This window comes from Geobacter sp., from assembly GCF_027327745.1.
Taxonomy (GTDB): domain Bacteria; phylum Desulfobacterota; class Desulfuromonadia; order Geobacterales; family Geobacteraceae; genus Geobacter.
The window spans coordinates 66,140-84,967 of the sequence record NZ_DAHVYG010000030.1 but is presented as its reverse complement, the minus strand read 5'-3'; the positions used below and the strand labels follow the sequence as shown (position 1 = coordinate 84,967).

9 protein-coding genes, 1 pseudogene and 1 riboswitch are annotated in these 18,828 nt (G+C 67.1%); all 10 genes and pseudogenes read right to left on the bottom strand.

Features of this window, described 5'->3' with window-relative positions; translation table 11 throughout:
- Positions 1-322: pseudogene (locus M6689_RS05565) on the bottom strand (aspartate-semialdehyde dehydrogenase); the annotation flags it as partial.
- A 31-nt stretch (positions 323-353) separates the two neighbouring features.
- Positions 354-1,442 (bottom strand): 3-isopropylmalate dehydrogenase, encoded by a 1,089-nt coding sequence (leuB, locus tag M6689_RS05560; protein ID WP_298268843.1) that lies wholly within the window; start codon positions 1,440-1,442, stop codon positions 354-356.
- 90 nt (positions 1,443-1,532) lie between these two features.
- A complete protein-coding gene (gene ccsA / locus M6689_RS05555) occupies positions 1,533-2,360 on the bottom strand; it encodes a cytochrome c biogenesis protein CcsA (RefSeq protein ID WP_298268841.1) in 828 nt (275 codons plus the stop codon).
- On the bottom strand, positions 2,357-3,667 hold the full coding sequence (locus M6689_RS05550; RefSeq protein WP_298268839.1) for a cytochrome c biogenesis protein ResB: 1,311 nt from the start codon (positions 3,665-3,667) through the stop codon (positions 2,357-2,359). Before M6689_RS05550 ends, ccsA begins: the two co-directional genes overlap by 4 nt.
- Before the next feature lie 41 nt (positions 3,668-3,708).
- Entirely contained in the window at positions 3,709-5,811 is a 2,103-nt protein-coding gene (locus M6689_RS05545) for a CxxxxCH/CxxCH domain-containing protein (RefSeq protein ID WP_298268837.1), read from the bottom strand.
- A gap of 145 nt (positions 5,812-5,956) precedes the next feature.
- Positions 5,957-8,659 (bottom strand): CxxxxCH/CxxCH domain-containing protein, encoded by a 2,703-nt coding sequence (locus tag M6689_RS05540; protein WP_298268835.1) that lies wholly within the window; start codon positions 8,657-8,659, stop codon positions 5,957-5,959.
- Between the two features lie 51 nt (positions 8,660-8,710).
- The gene (locus M6689_RS05535) at positions 8,711-11,776 is read right to left on the bottom strand and encodes a CxxxxCH/CxxCH domain-containing protein (RefSeq protein WP_298268833.1); all 3,066 of its coding nucleotides are present in this window, start codon (positions 11,774-11,776) and stop codon (positions 8,711-8,713) included.
- 67 nt (positions 11,777-11,843) lie between these two features.
- Positions 11,844-14,498 (bottom strand): Ig-like domain-containing protein, encoded by a 2,655-nt coding sequence (locus M6689_RS05530; RefSeq protein WP_298268831.1) that lies wholly within the window; start codon positions 14,496-14,498, stop codon positions 11,844-11,846.
- Positions 14,499-14,593: 95 nt separating this feature from the next.
- A riboswitch (cyclic di-GMP riboswitch) is annotated at positions 14,594-14,668 on the bottom strand.
- Between the two features lie 300 nt (positions 14,669-14,968).
- Positions 14,969-16,042 carry a cytochrome C gene (locus M6689_RS05525; RefSeq protein WP_298268829.1) on the bottom strand — a complete coding sequence of 358 codons (1,074 nt, stop codon included), beginning with the start codon at positions 16,040-16,042 and terminating at the stop codon, positions 14,969-14,971.
- A 48-nt stretch (positions 16,043-16,090) separates the two neighbouring features.
- Positions 16,091-18,712, bottom strand: coding sequence for a cytochrome c3 family protein (locus tag M6689_RS05520; protein WP_298268827.1), 2,622 nt, complete (start codon positions 18,710-18,712; stop codon positions 16,091-16,093).
- Between the last annotated feature and the right edge of the window lie 116 nt (positions 18,713-18,828).

Genomic DNA, 18,828 nt, shown 5'->3' with positions numbered 1-18,828 from the left:
GGATGATGACCGCGTTCTCCTCCATACGGAGCGTGGAGGCGGCATCAATCCAGTAGCCGTTCCACCCCTGCTTGCGTAGCTCCGGGTGCACCGCCTTGGTGTAGTCTCCCCCCTGGCAGGTGATGATAATGTCGAGCTTTTTCAGCTCCTCTATGTCATCAGCCTTCTTCAGGGTCCCGCCACCCATCGGTGCCGGCTGCCCGGCCTGGGAGGTGGTAAAAAAGACCGGCTCGAAGCCGAGGACAAAATCATTTTCCTCCTGCATCCGCTGCATGAGGACCGAGCCGACCATACCGCGCCAACCGACGATTCCGACTTTCATAGATGGAATTCCTTTCCTGGAGTCTAAATGGTTACAGGGCCGCGATGATCGCGTCGCCCATCTCTCTGGTGTTCACCAGCTTCTCGCCCGGCTTCTCCTGGAAGATGTCGCGGGTCCGGACCCCCTGGTCGAGGACCTTGGCCACGGCACAGTCGATGGCGTCGGCCGCCTCCACCATGCCGAAGGAGAAGCGGAGCATCATCCCGGCGGAGAGGATCTGGGCGATGGGGTTGGCAATCCCCTGGCCGGCGATGTCCGGGGCGCTGCCGCCGGAGGGCTCGTACATGCCGAAGGTCCCCTCGGCCAGCGACGCCGACGGGAGCATCCCCAGCGACCCAGTCAGCATGGCAGCCTCGTCGGAGAGGATGTCGCCGAACATGTTCTCGCAGAGGATGACGTCGAACTGCTTGGGCCAGCGCACCAACTGCATGGCGGCATTGTCGACGTACATGTGGGAGAGCTCCACGTCCGGGTACTCTTTGGCGATGCCGGTAACCACCTCGCGCCAGAGGACCGAAGAGGAGAGGACGTTGGCCTTGTCGATGGAGCAGACCTTCCTGCCGCGCTTTCTGGCCGCCTGGAAGGCGACGTGGGTAATCCGCTCGATCTCGGGGACGCTGTAGCGCATGGTGTCGAAGCCGACCCGGTCGCACCCCTCTCCCTCGATCCCCTTGGGCTGGGCAAAGTAGATGCCGCCAGTCAGTTCGCGGATCACCAGGACGTTGAAGCCGCCGGCGATGACCTCTTCCTTGAGGGACGAGGCGCCGGTGAGCGACGGGAAGATGATGGCCGGCCGCAGGTTGGCGTAGAGGCCGAATATTTTTCTGAGCGGCAGGAGCGCGCCCCGCTCGGGCTGCTCGTCCGGGGGGAGCGATTCCCACTTGGGGCCGCCGACGGAGCCAAAGAGGATGGCGTCGGCCGCCTTGCAGATGTTCACGGTGCTCTCGGGAAGGGCCTTCCCCTCGTTGTCGATGCCGGCGCCACCCACGTTGGCGTGGGTCCGCTCGAACTTCACGTCGTACTTCGTCTCCACGGCGTCCAGCACCCGGAGCGCCTCGGCCATCACCTCGGGGCCGATGCCGTCGCCGGGGAGGACCGCTACCTTGTACACCTTGGCCATGCGTTTCCCTCCGAGTTCACAAAAGTTCTCAATTCTATTGGTGAATACGCGGCAAAGTCAACGAAAAAAAGCCGCCGGACGCGGCGCCACCTACCGGAAATACTCCATGTGGATCGAGGTGTTGAGGTGCGAAGTGTAGAAAAGGGCCACCAGGGAGAAGACGAAACAGAGGAGGTAGAACCAGGCGGCCCGCTCGCCGCTCCAGCGGAAGAAGCGGCGCAGATGCAGCTGGATGCCGAAGAGGATCCAGGTGACCAGCGACCAGCTCTCCACCGGGTCCCATCCCCAGAAACGCCCCCACGACTTGTAGGCCCAGATGCTGCCGGCCAGCATGGCGATGGCCCAGAAGATGAAGCCGAAGCCGGCGAAGCGGTAGGCGTGGAGGTCGAGGGAGGGGAGCTCGGGAAGCCGGCCGAGCCAGGGGAGGGCGGTCCGTCTCTTCAGGATGTAGAAGACCGAGCAGGCCAGCGCGATCAGGATCGTGCCGAGGGCGATCTTGTAGAAGGCGATATGAAGGACGAGCCAGATGCCCGTAAAAGTGGGGGGAAGGGAGCGGATCTGGACGTCGAAGAAGAGGCCGAGGGCGATCATCAGGAAGACGGCGGGAAAGACGATGACGCTGGCCGGCCGCACCCGCGGGTAGAGGCGCTGGAAGATCAGAAAGACCGTGAGGGCGATCCAGGCGTCCGAGGAGAGGACCTCGGTGCGGGCAAGGTACGGACCGTGGCCGGTGACCCCCCACCACCAGGCGAGAACGCCGCTGTGGACGAGCCACCCCGCGGCGAGGATCAGGTAGCTCGCGCGCTCGGCCCGTTCGCGCCTGAAGACGAGGCCGGCGACGTTGACGATGGTAGCGACGACGTAGATGACGACGGCCACCCAGTGAACCCCGACGTAGGCTGCAAACATCCGGTTCATCCCTCACCCTCCCCGGCGAGCACGGCAAGGAGCCGGCTGCGTTCTTCCTGATAGAATTCGGCGAATTTCGCGGCCCGCCACCGAAGCAGGTATCCCCGCCCGTGCGCCGTGGCGACCAGCTCCCGCGGCGGCGTGCAGTAGGCGAGGAGCGTCCCGAGGACGACCATGAAGAAGCCGGCGAAGACCCCGGGCATGCCGGTCAGCTCCACAAAGATGAGGGTGGTCCAGCGCTGGACGCTGTCGAGCCGCACCCGGTACATGTCGAGCGCTGCGCTCTCGCCGGGCCTCAGGGTGGCGCGCCCCGCCTCGTTCTCCCCCTCCATCATCCGGATGGTCAGAAGGGGGGTGCGGCTCCGGAGCGACTTCCGCTCGGCGTCGACCAGATACTTCGCCTGAAGCTTCACCGGCAGCCACGGGAATCGGAAGTCGTTGTAGCCCGCCTCCTCCAGACTCTCCGGGTGGTTGATCGGCAGCCGGAACACCTCGCGCCGTCCGGAGGGGTCGGTGAACTCGACGTTGAAGGCGTGCCCCACGTCGGTCGATTGGTAGATGGTGACCCCCCGGTGGCTCGCCATGGCGTTCACCTCCACGCTCAGGCGCCGGGGCCTGTCTCCCGGCGGGAGGAAGCTCAGCTCCGAGACGATCCGGCTGATCCTGTGGTTCGGACGGAAGTGCGGCGTCACCCGGTCGAGACGAACCGGCTCGGGCAGGACGAAGCTGCCGGCCAAAAGGCCGTTCTCCTCAGAATTCCACGGATCGGCCGGGAGATGGAGCTCCCCTTCGAACAGGGTGAGGGAGCCCCGCTTCTGGGTAAGCGCGATGAGAAGAGACGAGGCGATGACCACCACCATCCCACCGTGGAGAAGGACGTTTCCCCAGTACCCCCAGGGGTGCTTCACGAAGCGGAGCATCCCCCCGCCCCGCGCCACCGGGAGATAGCCGTGCCGGCGAAGCCGGGCCGTCAGGTCGGGCTCGGAAAGGGGTGAATTCCCCTCCCCCCCCCCGGGGGCCGGGACTTCGAAGGTCCTGCGGAAGGCGAGGCGGCACTGTTCGATGCTTGAGAGGACGAGGGAGACGAGGGTCAGCAGGAGGACAAGGGCGAACCAGGGGGTGGTGTAGAGATGGTGCAGCCCGAGGCGGGCCGCCCAGGGAGCGAGCCCCGGGGGGGCCTGGTGCCAGGCGGCCATCTCGCCGGGTGTGGCGAGGAACTCCTGGGGGATGACGGAGGCGGCGACCACCGCCCCCAGGAGCAGCGCGATGAAGCTGATGACCGATATGCGGGAAAGGAAGAACCGTTTGATGTTCATGGCGCAAAGCAGCCGGGAGCGGTGTCGCTCCCGGCCTTCGGTCAGTACCAGGTCTTCGACCCGTGGTTGTAGTTGCAGGCGGTCCCGCAGGTCCGGGTGGTGGGGTTCCAGGTCGGGAGGGTGACGTTGACCCTGGTGGCCCGGGTCGTGACCGTGGAGGGGGTATGGTTCCCCGGCCCGTGGGTGCCGTCGGTGCGGCCGGTGCCGTATGTGCCGTGGCAGGTGCTGCAGGCAACCCGGTGGTCCCCCTTGCCGTGCTGTCCGGCGATGTTCGGGAAGGTGGTGCCGGTGGGGCGTCCCAGGTTGACCCCCGTGGCGCCGGCGGCGCCGTGGCAGGAGGAGCAGTCGGAGACCCCGTAGGGGCCCTTCGCCACGTGGCAGGAGCGGCAGTCGGGGGCGGTGTAGTTGGGGGCGGTCCCCGCCGGATAGGGTGCCGTGGCGCTGGCGTTGGCGTGGCAGCCGCCGCACTGGCCCGTGGCGGGTGCCGGAACGGGGTGCGTGTAGTAGGGGACCGCGTGCCCCCCGGAGGCGTCGATGGCGCCGTTTATATGCTTGGTGGCGTCGGTGAAGCCGGTGCCGGTGGCATTCACGTGGGGGTGGCAGCCGATGCAGTCGGTGGCGACCTTGCCGGTGTGGACGGAGGTTGCCGGCGGGAAGCCGTGGCAGGTACCGCAGCCGGTGAGGGTGGCCCCCCAGACCGGGCTCTTGGTGGTGCCGCCGGTGAGGGTGGCGCCGTGACAGTAGACGTTGGCGCAGGTCTTGGTGGCGGCGGTCCAGGTGGCCGTCGTCCCGACCCTGGTGTCAGTGGTGTTCAGGCTCACGTCGATGGCGCCGTTGGTGTGGAGCGCGGAGCCGGCCTTGATGGCGGTGCCGGTGGTTGTGGTGTTGACGTGGCAGAGGGCGCAGTCGGCCGCAACGCTCACGTGCTTGGCGTGGCTGTTGGCCAGGGCCGCCCCGGCCCCGCCGTTGGCATAGTCGGGGGTGCCGAAGGCGTTGGAGGTGCCGTGGCAGCCGTTGCACCCCAGGGCGGCGCCGGCCCAGGAGGGGGCCGCCGGCTGGGGCGCCGCCGTCTTTCCGGAGGAGTGGCAGAGGGTCGCCGTGCAGGTCTTGGCCGTGACGTCGTAGGTCCCCCCGCCGACGAAGGAGATGGTCTTCGAGCCGTTCACGTGGTTTGCCGGTGTGGTGAGCGCCCGGTCATTGCCGACGCCCACGGTGGTGCTGTGGCAGCGGGCGCAGTCGAAGTTGGTGCCGAGAAGCGCCGATTCGTTCACATGCTGCGGATGGAGGCCGGTCAGGATCGGGGCGGAGGTGGCGCTGTTGCCGCCGTGGCAGCCGGTGCAGTCCGCGGGGAGCGTCCCCCCCCAGGTGGGGGTTGTCTTCGCCGCGCCGCCGGCGCCGTCGCTGTGGCAGTACGTGGCGGTGCAGGTGCCGTTGCGGTTGGCGGCCGGGGTCTGGCTCGGGAGATAGGCGGGATAGCCGAGGTTCGCCGTCTTGGAGTAGGTCCCCCCCGTATTGGGAGAGGCGGTGAACCGCAGGATCAGCCCCCGGTTCCCGGCACTGGAGGCGTGGGCGAAGGGCTTGGCCTCGGCGGTGTGGTCCGGGTGGCACTTGATGCAGGAGGTGGCGCCGGTGCCGTAGTAATCGCCATGCTTCTTCCCGGCGCCGGCGAGGGAGGGGTGGCTCCCGTCGGCGGGGGGGAGGCCGTGGCAGGTGCTGCAGCTTGCCGGAACCGTAAGGGGAGCCCCCGCCCAGACCGGGGTGGTTCTCTCGAAATGGCAGTTGACGTTGGCGCAGCTCCCCATCACCGGGTTGGAGGTCTGGTTGAAGAAGACCCCCTTGCTGTAGAGCGCCGCCACCGGCGAGTTGTTGATGTTGCTCGACATGTCGACCTTGCCGTTCATGTGGTCCATGCCGTAGCTGCCGCTGCCGGTGTGGCAGATGGCGCAGTTGGCCGCCACGACCCCCGCCGGCTGGTGGGTCCGGTGACTCCCCTTGAAGCCGCCGGTGGTGATGTTGCGGTACGGCGCGTCGATGGGGGGCATCCCGTGGCAGTCGCTGCAGACCGAGGCGGCACCCGCCGGAGCAGCCAGCATCATCAGCGCCGCCAGGAGCCAGGGAACGTGTCTCGTCATCATCCGTCTCATGCCCATTTCCCTTTCAAGGGCCCCCTCCGGATGGAAGCCCGAAACGATGCGATTGCATTCCTCTCAAGTTCAGCAGAAACCTGGAAAAAATCAAACCGGCAGGAGGTGGCCGGCCGAAGGGTTCTCCTCCGGCCGGCCGGGTTCCTTACCGGGTGGTGCTCCACTTCTTCGACGCCTTGAAGTGGCAACTGACGTTGAAGCAGCTCCCGGTGGCGTTGGCGCCGCCGTCGAGGAGCTTGCCGCTGTACTGCTGCGGACCGAGCGGCAGGGTGTGGTTGAACTTGTACCTGTCGTTCACGTCGATGGTGATCTTGCTCGGGGTCGCCGGCAGGACCATGGTATGGGTTGCCGGGTTGAGCGAGCCGTTGCCGTGGCAGATGGTGCAGTTGGTCCAGCCGTCGGCCGGCACCGCCGTCTTCGCCACGTGACGGGCGATGACGTGGGCGCCGCCGCCCCCCGGGTAATCCTCGGGCTTGCCGGCCGCGTAGTTTCCGGCGCCGCTTGCGTATCCGGCCGGAAGCGGCGGGTAGCCGTGGCAGGAGTCGCAGGCCGTGACCGGCTGGAAGGCGAAGGCGCCCCCCTTGTGGCCGTGGCAGGAGAGGCAGTTCTTGGTCGGGTGGCCGTCCAGCGCCTGACCCGCCTTGTAGTGGGCGGTCCGGGTATGGCAGACCTGGCAGAGGCCGTCATACGGCGCCACGGTCTTCACGAAGCCGGACGAGAGGTTGGCGAAGGTGATCGTCTTGCCGGCGATGGAGGTCTTGACCATGGAGAGATTGGCGGAGCCGTGGACGTCGTGGCAGCTCTTGCAGTCGCTCGTGGCGCCCCCCCCCTTCACGGTCACGTGGGAGAGGACGTTTCGCTTCGTCACCGTCGGCACCTTGGCGGCGCTGTTGTGGCACGAGGCGCACTGGGTGTTGTCATCGGGGAGGAGAAGCCGCATGTTGTCGCCGAGGACGCCGGAGATGTGGGCGCCGTTGGCGTCGTGGCAGCTTTCGCAGCGGCGGCTCGACGAGTAGTTGGTGAACGGCTGGCCGTGGCCGCTCCTGGCAAAGTTCGCCTTGTAGGGGGCGGCGACGCCGTTGGGAAGGACCGACGGGGTGGCGGCGTGACAGGAGGTACAGGCGAGCCGGCTGCTGCTGGTCCAGGTGGGAAGGGTGCCGGGGTGGCACTTGGCGCAGGCGGAGCCGGCGGCGTTCAGCACCTCGACAGTACCGTCGGCGTGCTTCGGATCGGGCTGGACGGTGTTGTAATCGTGGCAGGTCTGGCAGACTGTGACCGTGGCTCCCAGGTACGTGCCGGGGCCGTAAGCCTTCGACAGGTGGGTCGGGTGGCTGTACGAGGCGATGGGAACGGCACTGGTGACGAAGCTGCCGTGGCAGCCGCTGCAGTCGGTGGGGAGCGTGCCCCCCCAGACCGGCTTGGCGGTGCCGTGGCAGGAGACGTTGGAGCAGGTCTTCGTGGCGGCGCTCCAGGTGGCGGTGGTCCCCACCTTGGCGGTATTGAAGTTCACGTCGATGGTGCCGTTGGTGTGGACGGTGGAGCCGGCCTTGATGGCCGTACCGGTGGTCGTGGTGTTGGTATGGCACTTGTCGCAATCGCCGGCCGCCGCCGCGTGCCTGGCGTGGCTGTTGGCCAGGGGAACGCCCGCGCTGCCGTTGGGGTAATCGGGTATGCCTAAGGGGTTGGAGGTGCCGTGGCAGCCGTTGCACCCCAGGGCCGCGCCGGTCCAGGAGGGAGCCGCCGGCTGTGGCGCCGTCGCCTTGCCCGAGGAATGGCAGACCGTGGTCGCACAGGTCTTGGCGGTGGCGTTATAGGTCCCCCCGCCGACGAAGGAGACGGTCTTGGTGCCGTTCACGTGGCTTGCCGGGGTGGTGATCGCCCGGTCGTTGCCGGCGCTCACGGGGCCGTTGTGGCAGCGGGCGCACTCGAAGTTGGTGCCGAGAACCGCCGCGGCGTTGATATGCCGGGTGTGGAGTCCGGAGGCGATGGGGCTGGCCGACGTGGCGTTGCCGCCGTGGCACCCCGTACAGTCGGCCGGAAGCGTCCCCCCCCAGGCAGGGACCGTCCCGGGTGCGCCGCCGGCGCCGTCGCTGTGGCAGTACATGCCGGAGCAGGTGCCGTCACGCATCGGGTTCTTGCTCGGGAGGTAGTTTGGGTAGGTGAGATTGGCGCTCTTGGAGTAGGTCCCCCCCGTATTGGGAGTGGCGGTGAACCGGAGGATCAGGGAACGGTTGCCGGCGCTGGAGGCATGGGCGAAGGGAGCCGCCTCGGCGGTGTGGTCCACGTGGCATTTGCCGCAGGAGGTGGCGCCGGTGCCGTAGTAGTCGCCGTGCTTCTTGCCGGGACCGGTTATGGAGGGGTGGTTGCCGTCGGACGGGGGATTGCCGTGGCAGACGCCGCAGTCGTTGGGGGAGACGAGCTTGGCGCTCGCCCAGAGGGGAGTGGTCTTCTCGAAGTGGCAGTTGACGTTGGCGCAGCTCCCCATCACCGGGTTGGAGGTCTGGTTGAAGAAAACACCCTTGCTGTAAAGCGCGGCCACCGGCGAGTTGTTCAGGTTGTTCGACAGGTCGATGGTGCCGTTCGTGTGGTCGGTGCCGTAGGTGGCGCTGCCGGTGTGGCAGACGGCGCAGTTGGCCGCCCCCGCCGCTGCCGGCTGGTGGGTCTGGTGGCTCCCCTTAAAGCCGCCGGTGGTGATGTTGCGGTACGGGGCGTCGATGGGTGGCATCCCGTGACAGTCGCTGCACGTGGAGGCCGCGCGGGCGCTCCCCGCTGCCGCAAGGAGCAGCGCCAGGGCAGCGGCCCATGCGAAGACTCCCCTCGAGGCTTTCAACCTTTTCCTCTGTTCCATTGTCGACTCCTTGCCTTCGTTCCTTTCATCTTCTCGCGGGCGAGAACCGTACTACCTGGCGGTGCTCCACTTCCTGGACGCCTTGAAGTGGCAGCTGACGTTGAAACAGCTGCCGGTGGCATTGGCGCCGCCGTCAAGGAGCTTGCCGCTGTACTGCTGGGAGCCGAGCGGCAGGGTGTGGTTGAACTTGTACCTGTCGCTTACGTCCACCGTGATCTTGCTCGGGGTCACCGGCAGGTTCATGGTATGGGTTGCCGGGTTGGGCGAGCCGTTGCCGTGGCAATTGGTGCAGTTGCTCCAGCCGTCGGCCGGCACCGCCGTTTTCGGCACGTGCCTGGCGACCGTATGGGCGCCGCCGCCCCCCGGGTAATCCTCGGGCTTGCCGGCCGCGTAGTTCCCGGCGCCGCTTGCGTACCCGGCGGGAAGGGGGGGATAGCCGTGGCACGAGTCGCAGGCACCGCCCCCCACCGGCTGGAAGGCGAAGCTCCCCTTGTGGCTGTGGCAGGAGAGGCAGTTCTTGGTCGGGTGGCCATCCGGGGCCTGGCCCGAGCGGTAGTGGTTGGTCTGGGTGTGGCAGACCTGGCAGAGGCCGTCATAGGGAGCCACGGTCTTGACGAAACCGGACGACAGATTGGTGAACGTGACCGCCTTGCCGTTGATGGTGGTCCTCACCATGGAGAGGTTGGCGGTGCCGTGGACGTCGTGACAGCTCTTGCAGGCGCCGGTCGGCGTCCCCCCCCTGGCGGTGACGTGGGATGCGACGTTTTGCCGGCTCGGGGTCGGGACCCTGGCCGGATCGTTGTGGCACGAGGCGCAGAGGGTGTTGTCATCGGGAAGGGTGAGCCGCATGTTGACCCCGAGGGCCCCGGAGATGTGGGGGGCACCCGGATCGTGGCAGCTCTCGCAGGCGCGGCTCGCCGCATAGCTCGCCCCCGCCTGGCCGTGGCCGGTGGTGGCGAAGTTCGCCTTGTAAGGGGCGGCGACACCGCCGATCACCGACGAGGTGGCGGCATGGCAGGTGGTGCAGGCAAGGCGGGTCGTCGTGCTCCAGCTCGCCCCCAGCGGGTGGCAGCCGGTGCAGGCGGTGGCCTGGAGGTCCACGGTGCCGTTCACGTGCTTGACGGCGGAGTAATCGTGGCAGCTCTGGCAGGCGGTGAGGGCCGTGCCAAGGTTCGCGCCGTAGGCGCCGGTGAGGTGCGTCGTGTGGAGGCCGGAGGCGATGGTGCGGGTGCTCGTCGGGGCGATGGCCGGCGAGGTCGCATGGCAGCTGCCGCATGCCCCGGTGGCCGGATTGGTCCAGACCGGCGTGACCAGGGGGGCGCCGGTGCCGCCGGCGGTGCCGTCGGAGTGGCACTTGCTCGCCGTGCAGCTTGCAGCGGCGGCATTCCAGAAGGTGCCGGCGGTCAGGGGGACGGTGCCGAACGCCACGCTCTTCACGCCGTCGGCGTGCCTGCTCCGGTCGGAGATTGTCGTGTTGTCGCTCACGGTCGCCCCGTGGCAAAGGGCGCAGCCGTACCCCTTCGCCAGGTGGGCCCCGTGGGCGTTGGTGGCGGGTGCGGCGTCGTGGCACGAGCCGCAGCCGGTGATGGTCCCGGCGCCGTTGGGCCAGGGAGGAATCGCCCTGGCGGTCATGACCGGCGTCAGGGACGCGTTTCGCGGCGCGCCGTCGCTGTGGCAGTAGACCGTGGCGCAGGTGCTGGCCGAGGCGTTGTAGATCGGTGTCGCGCCGAAGGAAGCCGCCACCGTCCCGGCCGGGCTCTTGAAGACGTCCTGGAAGGTGCCGGTGCCGTGGCTGTTCCCCCGGTGGCACTGGTCGCAGGCAATGGAGTAGTCGCTTCCGCCGCCGGCGTGGCGCCTGTGGGGGGTGGTCGCCTCGCTCACCCCCGCAGAGGCGTAGCCGGCCGCCATGCCATCGGGGCCGCCGGCGGCGCTCGCCTTCGGCGGGTAGCCGTGGCAGGAGTTGCACCCCCCGCCGGTGGCGGAGAAGGCCCCGCCGGCATTGCCATGGGCGTGGCAGATGCCGCAGTCGGCTGCGGTGGCGGTCACGAGCGAGTGCTCGGCCGGATAGCTCCCCCCCGTCGGCACCGCGTGGCACGCCTGGCAGACCCCGGTGCCGTCGGCGTCCTTGTAGGGACGCCTGGCCGCCGCCGTGTACTGGAGAAACACCGGCTTCTTCCGGACGGCGCCGAAGATGGTGGAGACGTTCAAGTAGCGGTTCACCAGAAAGACGTTCGGCACGCTCCCGTCGGCCGGATCCACGTGACCGCCGTGGCAGTCGGCACACTGGACGTTCTGTCCCCGGCCGTTGTGATTCGGCTTGATGTGGCAGTTGGTGCAGATGTTGGGGGCCGTGGCGCCGGCCCCGCGCAGGTCGGTCCGCAGAAGGTAGCCGGCCGACGGCTTGAGCAGGTCGTACCCCGAGTGGTTGTCGAAGGTGGCGCTGTTGGAGTCGGTGTAGTGAATGCCGTGGCAGGTGGAGCAGAGGACCGCCCCGTTCACGAGCTTCATGGCCGAGGTGGGGTTCGCCGGATTGCTGTTGACCGGCGTCGGGTGGAAGCCGGCGGGGTTTGCCGCGACGGCGGCGGCATAGTCGACGTTCACCGGATGGGTGCCGCGGCTCTGGTCGGTGGTGTTGCGGACCCGGTGGCAGTCGAGGCAGAGCTGGTCGCGGTCGCTGGCGATCCGCAGATAGGGGCGGTTGGTGTTGTTGTGGGGATCGTGGCAGCGGCTGCAGGTCAGCATCCCCACCGCTTTGCTGGCGGCAAGGGTCGGGTCCTGCGCGGGAAGCGCCCCCGCCCGGGGGACGGTGTCGGACCCCCGCCAGGCATGGGAGGTCTGGTAGATGGTCCCGACCCGCGTCCCGGTATAGGTGCCAAAGGGATTCGCCATGTCGGCCATGGTGAAGGGGCGGGTCCCCGCGAGGGGGACCCCCGGCCGGTGGCAGTTGAGACACATGTTGTTGTAACCCGTGGTGCCCAGTGTGGCATGGGTGGTATGGCACGTGGAGCAGGTGAGGCCGGCGATCGCCCCGTGGGGGGGGTCGATGGCGTGGGCAGTCGCGGCAAGCGACAGAAAGACCAGCAGGGCAGCCAGCAATCCACGTAGACCTTTACTCATGAGTCACCCCTGATTATTGCAGTTCCAGCAAGTATACCGGCACGTTTTTCGTCGGCAACTCGGGGAGTTACCACGCCGCCGTCCCCACGGCCTTCCTCAGAACCAGGATCACGTCCCGCAGGTCGATCCTGCCGTCCGGCCACGCCTTCCCGTTCGCCAGCGGTCCCACGTCGCCGTTGGCGAAATCGGAAGAGGTGGGGAAAGCGATGCCGACCGCAACCTTCAGGATCTCGATGACGTCGGAGATATTCACCTTCCCGTCGCCGTTCACGTCGCCGGTCGGAAGCGGAGCGGCGAGGGTGCGGGCCGTGGTGTTCCCCGCCGCATCGGCGGCGGCCACCCGGACGGTTCCCGGATCGAGGGAGGCGGCGGAGAGGTCCAGGCTCCAAGTCCCGCCGACGGCCGGGATCACGGTCACGGCTCCGCTCCGGTCGGTGGCCGTCACAGTGGCATCGCGGTCTGCCGCGCCGGAAATCACCGACGGCACCGGGACGGTGGGGCTGGTGACGAGCAGGAGCGGCGGGGTCCGGTCGCCGGTAACGTTTCTCTTCACCACGCTCGTGGCACCGGTGGCGTCGCTCGCCGTCACCGCCACCGCATAGGGTCCTTCGACGGTGAGCGGCAGCGCAAAGCTGAAGCTGGTGCCCGAAGCCGTCACCGGCAGCGGCTTTCCGTTCACCGTCGCCGTCACCGTCACGCCGGTTTCGGTATTCCCCGAAACGGCCAGGCTGTTCACCGCCGTCGCCCCATCCTCGGCCGGCGCCGCTATGGCCAGCTGCGGCAGGGCGGCGTCGTAGAGCACGGAGCGCTTGAGGGTGGCCACCTTACCGGAGAGGTCGGTGGCCGTCACCGTCACCGTATTGAGGCCGGGGACCAGGTTCACCCGCTTGCTCCAGGATGTGCCGTTCATCAGGGCGGCAGCCCCGTTCACCGTAACCGTGGTATTGGCGGCAACCGTTCCGCTCAGCTCGATGACGGGGGTTCTCGTCTGGACGCCGTCGGCCGGTGCGGCAATCGACATGCCCGGCACGGTGCTGTCGAAGGTAACGCTCCGGGTGTCGGTCGTGATGTTGCCGGCCAGGTCGCTGGCGGCCACCGTGATGGTGGTGGCGCCATTGGCCAGGGTGACGGCGGCCGTAGCCAGTCCGCCGGACACCGGAGCGGCATTGCCGTTCACGGTGACCTTGTCGAGATGGGGATCGGCGACCCGGACGGTGACATTCTGGACCCGGGCCGGGGTGACGCTCCCCGCCGGGATGGCGGATACCGTCAGGACCGGCGGCCGGGTGTCGACGGTGACCGTCACGTTCTCGGAGTTGCCGCCGCCGCTGACGGTGATGAGGTTGTCCCCCTCGGCAAGGCCGGTCACGTCGCTTCGCCACGTGGTGGAGGTCGGATAGGAGACGCTTCCCGCGGCACCGGTAGTCGTATTGGCAACGGAAATGGCGACCCCCGCCGTCCGCTGACCGGAAAGCGTTACGCTCGGGACGTTCAGGAGCGCCGGTACCGAGTCGATGCTGAAGTTCGTGATCGACAGGGTGATGGCGGCCGTGGCGGTGGAGACGTTGCCGGCGACGTCGGTTGCCTTGACCGTAATGGTATTTGCCCCCGGAGCGAGGCTTACCGTCGCACTCCAGCTCCCCCCCGCCACGACGGCGGATGCCGCCGCGCCGCCGTTCACCGCCACGGTCACCGTTGCGCCTGCATCCACGGTCCCCGAGACGGTCTGGCTCGCCGCGATGGTGCTGGGCGGCAGCGGATTGAGCGTCAGCACCGGCGGCACATTGTCGACGGGAATGAAGGTATCGCCAATACCGAACACGGTGAGACTCCCCACCGCGTTGGCCACGATCAGACGGCTCCCGGCGGCATCGAATGCCGCATCGGACGGGGTAATGAGTTGACCGTCGCCGGTCCCGTAACCACCGACGAACGCCAGGAACGAGCCGCTCCCGGCAGGATCGAGGGCCTGGACATTTCCCTGGAACGAATCGGAGACGTACATCCGGGAGACCGCCGGCGCCGCGCCGCCGGTGTACTCGAAGGCGACGCCGAGCGGAAAGGTCAGCTTCAGGGGGCCGGAACCGAAGGAGCAGACCGTGCGCTGGTACGCGCCGTTTGTGTCGAAAAACTGGATGCGCCCGTTCAGCGTATCGGCAACGGCCAGCTGGCGGGCAACCTTTTCGAAGGCGATGCCGGTCGGCATGTTGAGCTGGCCGCTCCCCCCTCCCTGGACGCCGAAGCGGGTCAGATAGTCGCCGGCCGGCGAGAAGACCTGCACACAATTGTCGAGACTGTCCACGACGTAGATCCGGCCGGTGTCGTCAAAGACGATGCCGTTGGCCATCCGGAACTGCCCGGCACCGCTGCCGAGCCGCCGCAGCTCCTTGCCGCTCTGGTCGAGGAGCGCCACGAAGGTCCCTTCGCTCACCGCCATCGTGCCGCTTGCGGCCACCGCCACCCCCTGGGGAGGAGCCGCCGTGGGGATGGTCTGAAGGAGCCGCCCTGTCCCCGAAAACTTGAGGATCCCGCCGCCGCGCGGATCGGCCGCGTAGACGTTCCCCGCCGGATCAACGGCGATTCTGATGGGGGTGCTGATCCCGTCGGTGATTGCGGGCAAGACCGTCACCTGCGGCGGGATCGACGCACGGGCAGTCCCCACCCAAGCCGCCGCCACGGCCATCAACGTAACCGTGCAAATCTTCCGAAACGCTTCCTTCATCTGCCACTCCTGCCTTTGACGAATGCTTTTTGCGGCTGCTTCGGGCGCCACCGGGCACAAAAAAAGCCGGGGCCGTCTATCCAATGTGTGGATCTTTCGGCATCCCGGCTGTCTCAAAGAGACCCTAGGCTTTCCGCCCCACCCTCGCGGGTGGTTTAGTCTTATCGGTTATCCTTACTGCTTAGCTACGTGCCTGTTACCTTATTGCAACTTCGGGGCCAACTGCCTTGGGACCTTCGGGACGAAACAAAAACGGCCGGGAGCCGAATATCCAGAAGATACTGCGGCACCCCAGGCTTTCCGCTCCCTCCCCGCTACCTGCTGCCCAAAAACGTAATTTTCGCCCAGCAGGACCGCCATTTGGCCGACACATGCCTCATCGGCAGAGGGGAGCAGATAAAAAAAGCGGCGGGTTGCCCCGCCGCCTCCTGAACGATCTCACGCCGGCAATCGGCGCCCGATCGCGCGTCTTACCACGTCTCGGCCCCGGAAATGGAGCCGTGCTCGCCGCAGTTGGTGCTGCAGCTCGATTCACTGTAGTTATTGGGGGAGGATGCCTTCTTGAAGCCGGTGACCTTCGTTCCCCCTCCCTTCCCGTCGGCCGACTGATACGCCGGAAGCCCGGACGTTGCCGTCGCAATCAGGCGTGAGACCTTGCCGCCGTGGGGTACGCGGATGTGGCACCCCACACAGGCAACGCCGTTGTGGTCCCCTTCAGTGTGGGGCTTGCCGGCCGCGCTGAAGTTGTGGCAGTTCCAGCAGAACGACATGGAGTTGTTGCTCGTGGTCTGATAGGTGCCGCTCGTAACCCCGGCCACGGTGTACGGCCACGCCTTGTTGGTACCCTTCAGCGACCAGGTGTAGGTGGCCCCCTGGGGTCCGGTGGTGCCGGAGACGGTCAGGTCGTGGCAGTCGGAGCAGGACATGACCTGGTTCCCCACGTTGGTCCACGGCGCCTTCATGGCAGAGGAGGGGAGTGCCCGGGGGGCCGGCGAGCCGGTCTGGTTATTGAGGGTGACGACGACCGGGTGGGCCGAACGGTTGGCCGGGTTGAACTCCAGCGCCTGGTCGGTCAGGGTCCTGCCGGTGGGGCCGACGATACCCGAGACTCCCCCGGCCGCGGCGCCGAACCCGTTGTAGGAGTGGCACTTGAGGCAGACCTGGGACTGCTTGGTCGCCGGGCTGACGGGGGTGAAGGCGGTCGGCTGGGTCCAGATCGCGGCGGCGCCGGGCTGGACCCCATCCATGGTGGACCAGTTGGCGATGTAGCCGGGGTGCTTCTCGGTGTGACCGGCGGAGCCGTGGCAGTTGGAGCAGGCGTAGGTCTGGCCGGAAACTCCCAGGGCGATGGTGTCTTTCACGGCGGTAACCGTGCTGTCGTGACAGGTCTGGCAGACGGTGGCGGCAAAACCGCCGTGCTGGGTTACCAGGTTGGTTTTATGGCAGTAGGAGCAGCTCCCCTGCCCGACCGCGGCGGTGTGCCCCGCCATGGCCGGTGCGGCCATGGCGAGGAGCGCGGCGATTGTGGTTGCGATGCGCTTCATTTCCTTCCTCCACTGTGCGGTTTCTTGGATTCCGTTCACGTCACCCCCCTACTGAACCTGGAAGGCCCCCTCGGCCAGATAGAGGCTGCCCGAGGTGGTGGTGACGCGGAACTTCATCCAGCCGTAGCCGTTCATCCGCTGGGCGATGGAGGTGACATCGATATCCTTCCACCCAGTGGTGCTCGTGCTCAGGCTTGCAGAGTAGCTGGTGTTCACCGACGTGCCGTCGGACTTGTACGGGTAGACCCTGATCGTCCGCGAAGAGCTCAGGGACGATACATAGACCCGCAGCACGACCTTGCTCGCCGTCAGGGCGTCACGGTTGAGCTTCATGGCGATCACGTAGTTGGAGCCGCGGCTGCCGTACTGCAGCAGGTAGCGGTCGGTCAGGTTCCCGTCCTTGAACGCGGTGGTGACATTGCTGCTGTTGCTGTCCGAAGAGCTCGCGCTGTAGAGCCGCTGCAGGTAAAGCACCTCGTCGGCAGAGACCGAACCGGCCTGAGCCTGGACGGTGACCACGGCCGTATCGGTGGCGGTGGCGCCGGCGTTGTCGGTAACGGTGAGGGTCACCGTATAGGCGCCGGTGGTGGCATACGTCTTGGTGGCAGTGACGCCGCTGGCGGTGGTGCCGTCGCCGAAGTTCCAGGTGTAGCCGACGATGCTGCCGTCGGGGTCACTGGAGCCGGCACCGCTAAAGCTGACACTCTGGCCGACCGCTACGGTCTGGTCGGGACCGGCATTGGCCACCGGCGACTGGTTGCCGGGGGTCCCCCCAGCGACGCTGTGGCAGGCGTTGCACGGCTGCTGGACACCGGCCATCCCGTCGTTGATCACCTTGACCACGGTGGCATTGGTGCTGGTGTGGCAGGCGGTGCAGTAGACCTGCTTCTCCTCGTGGGCCGCGATGAAGCCGGTGGTGCCGTTGAGGGTGATCCGGTCGTGCTGCCCCGCGTGGTTGCCGAAGCCGCCGATGGAGTTATGGCAGTCGGCACAGACCACCGGTTGCCCCCCGAGACCCTTCTGAACCGCCGCGGTCACCGCGCTGTTGGTGCTGCTGTGACAGGCGGCGCACTGGAAGCCCCGCTGGGCATGGAGGTCGGTCAGGGGAGCCGCGTGGCAGCCACTGCACTCATCGTAGGGGACGCTCACCTTGCCGGTGTGGGCCGTGGGGTGGTTGTACTGGCCGTGGCAGGTGACGCAGGTCACGACCGTCCCGGCCCGGCCCGCGGCGATGGCGCTCTGGACCTCGGTCCGGGAGCTCGAGTGGCAGGTGGCGCAGGTGGAAGTACGGGTCAGGTGCTCGTCGAGGACGCTCTTGGTGTGGCACTGGGCACACTCGGGGGCGGCCTGGGCCTTGTCGTGCTGGGCGACGTGGTTCACGCTGCCGTGGCAGTTCACGCAGTTGACGGTGGTACCGGCGCGCCCCGCCGCGATGGTCTGCTGCACGGTGGGGTTGGTGCTGGCATGGCAGGTGGTACAGGTCGAGCTGCGGTTTAGATGCTCGTAGACGACACCCTGGGTGTGGCACTGGCCGCAGTCGGGAGCGGTAACCGCCTTGTCGTGCTGGGCGATGTGGTTCACGTCCGTGTGGCAGTTGACGCAGTAAACGGCCGTCCCCGCCTTGCCGGCGGCGATGGTCTGCTGTACGGTCGGATTGGTGCTGCTGTGGCAGGTGGCGCAGGTGGAAGTCCTGCTCAGGTGCTCGTTCACCACGCCAAGGTTGTGACACTGGGCACAGTCGACGCTGGCAAGGGCCTTGTCGTGCTGGGCGATATGGTTCGGCGTACCGTGGCAGTTGGCACACGAGACCATCGTCCCCGCCCGACCGAGGGTGATGGTCTGTTGCACCGTCGGATTGGTGCTGGCGTGGCAGGTGGCACAGGTGGAATGGCGCGTGGTGTGCTCGTAGACGACCCCCTGGTTATGGCAGGAGGAACAGTCGGTCGGGGTCGACACCTTGTCGTGCTGGGCGATGTGATTCACCGCACCATGACAGCTGACGCAGTCAACCGTGATGCCGGCACGGCCGTCGGCAATCGCCTTCTGGACCTCGGGTCTCGCGCTCTGGTGGCAGGTGGCGCAGGTGGAGGTCCGATTGAGGTGCTCGTAGACAACTCCCTGAGCGTGGCACTGGACACAGTCGGGGGCCGGAACCGCCTTGTCGTGCTGGGCGATATGGTTGACCGCTCCGTGGCAGTTGAGGCAGTTCACCGAGGTGCCCGCCTTGCCCGCCGCAATGGTCTGCTGCACCTCGGGCTTCGTACTGTTGTGACAGGTGAAGCAGGTTGAGGTCCGGTTCAGGTGCTCGGCCACCGGCGTCTGCGTGTGGCAACCGGCGCAGTCGGTGGCGGCGGAAAGCATGTTGTGCTGGGTCAGGTGGTCGATCTGACCGTGGCAGACTATGCAGTCATGGACCACCTCGATGGTGAAACCGCCGCTGCCGTCGGAAGCCAGGTTGTGACACCCGGTGGTCGTGCCTCCGGTGTAGCATGAAAGCCCCTTGCTCTGGATCAATGCATGGTGTTGGGGCGACATGCTTCCGGTAGTGGGATCACCGGTGTGACACGTCCTGCAGTCGGCCTCCGTGAGGGCGAACGCTTCATGCCCCCCGATGGGGGCGGCCAGAAGCATCGCAACCACGGCCCACAGGATGACCAGGGCAGGGGACACCTTTCTTAAAATTCTGGACCTTTTCAAAGTGAGACTACCTCCTTTCCTTTACTTTGACGATGGGAAGTCGAAGAGATGAAGTGTCAAAATTCCGCCTGCGAAAATCTGAGATTAGT

What these genes read in the sequence shown, in the direction of transcription:
- M6689_RS05530 (WP_298268831.1), bottom strand. Translation starts at nt 14,498, where the DNA reads ATGAAGGAAGCGTTTCGGAAGATTTGCACGGTTACGTTGATGGCCGTG.
- M6689_RS05540 (WP_298268835.1), bottom strand. Translation starts at nt 8,659, where the DNA reads ATGGAACAGAGGAAAAGGTTGAAAGCCTCGAGGGGAGTCTTCGCATGG.
- leuB (WP_298268843.1), bottom strand. Translation starts at nt 1,442, where the DNA reads ATGGCCAAGGTGTACAAGGTAGCGGTCCTCCCCGGCGACGGCATCGGC.
- M6689_RS05525 (WP_298268829.1), bottom strand. Translation starts at nt 16,042, where the DNA reads ATGAAGCGCATCGCAACCACAATCGCCGCGCTCCTCGCCATGGCCGCA.
- ccsA (WP_298268841.1), bottom strand. Translation starts at nt 2,360, where the DNA reads ATGAACCGGATGTTTGCAGCCTACGTCGGGGTTCACTGGGTGGCCGTC.
- M6689_RS05545 (WP_298268837.1), bottom strand. Translation starts at nt 5,811, where the DNA reads ATGAGACGGATGATGACGAGACACGTTCCCTGGCTCCTGGCGGCGCTG.
- M6689_RS05550 (WP_298268839.1), bottom strand. Translation starts at nt 3,667, where the DNA reads ATGAACATCAAACGGTTCTTCCTTTCCCGCATATCGGTCATCAGCTTC.
- M6689_RS05535 (WP_298268833.1), bottom strand. Translation starts at nt 11,776, where the DNA reads ATGAGTAAAGGTCTACGTGGATTGCTGGCTGCCCTGCTGGTCTTTCTG.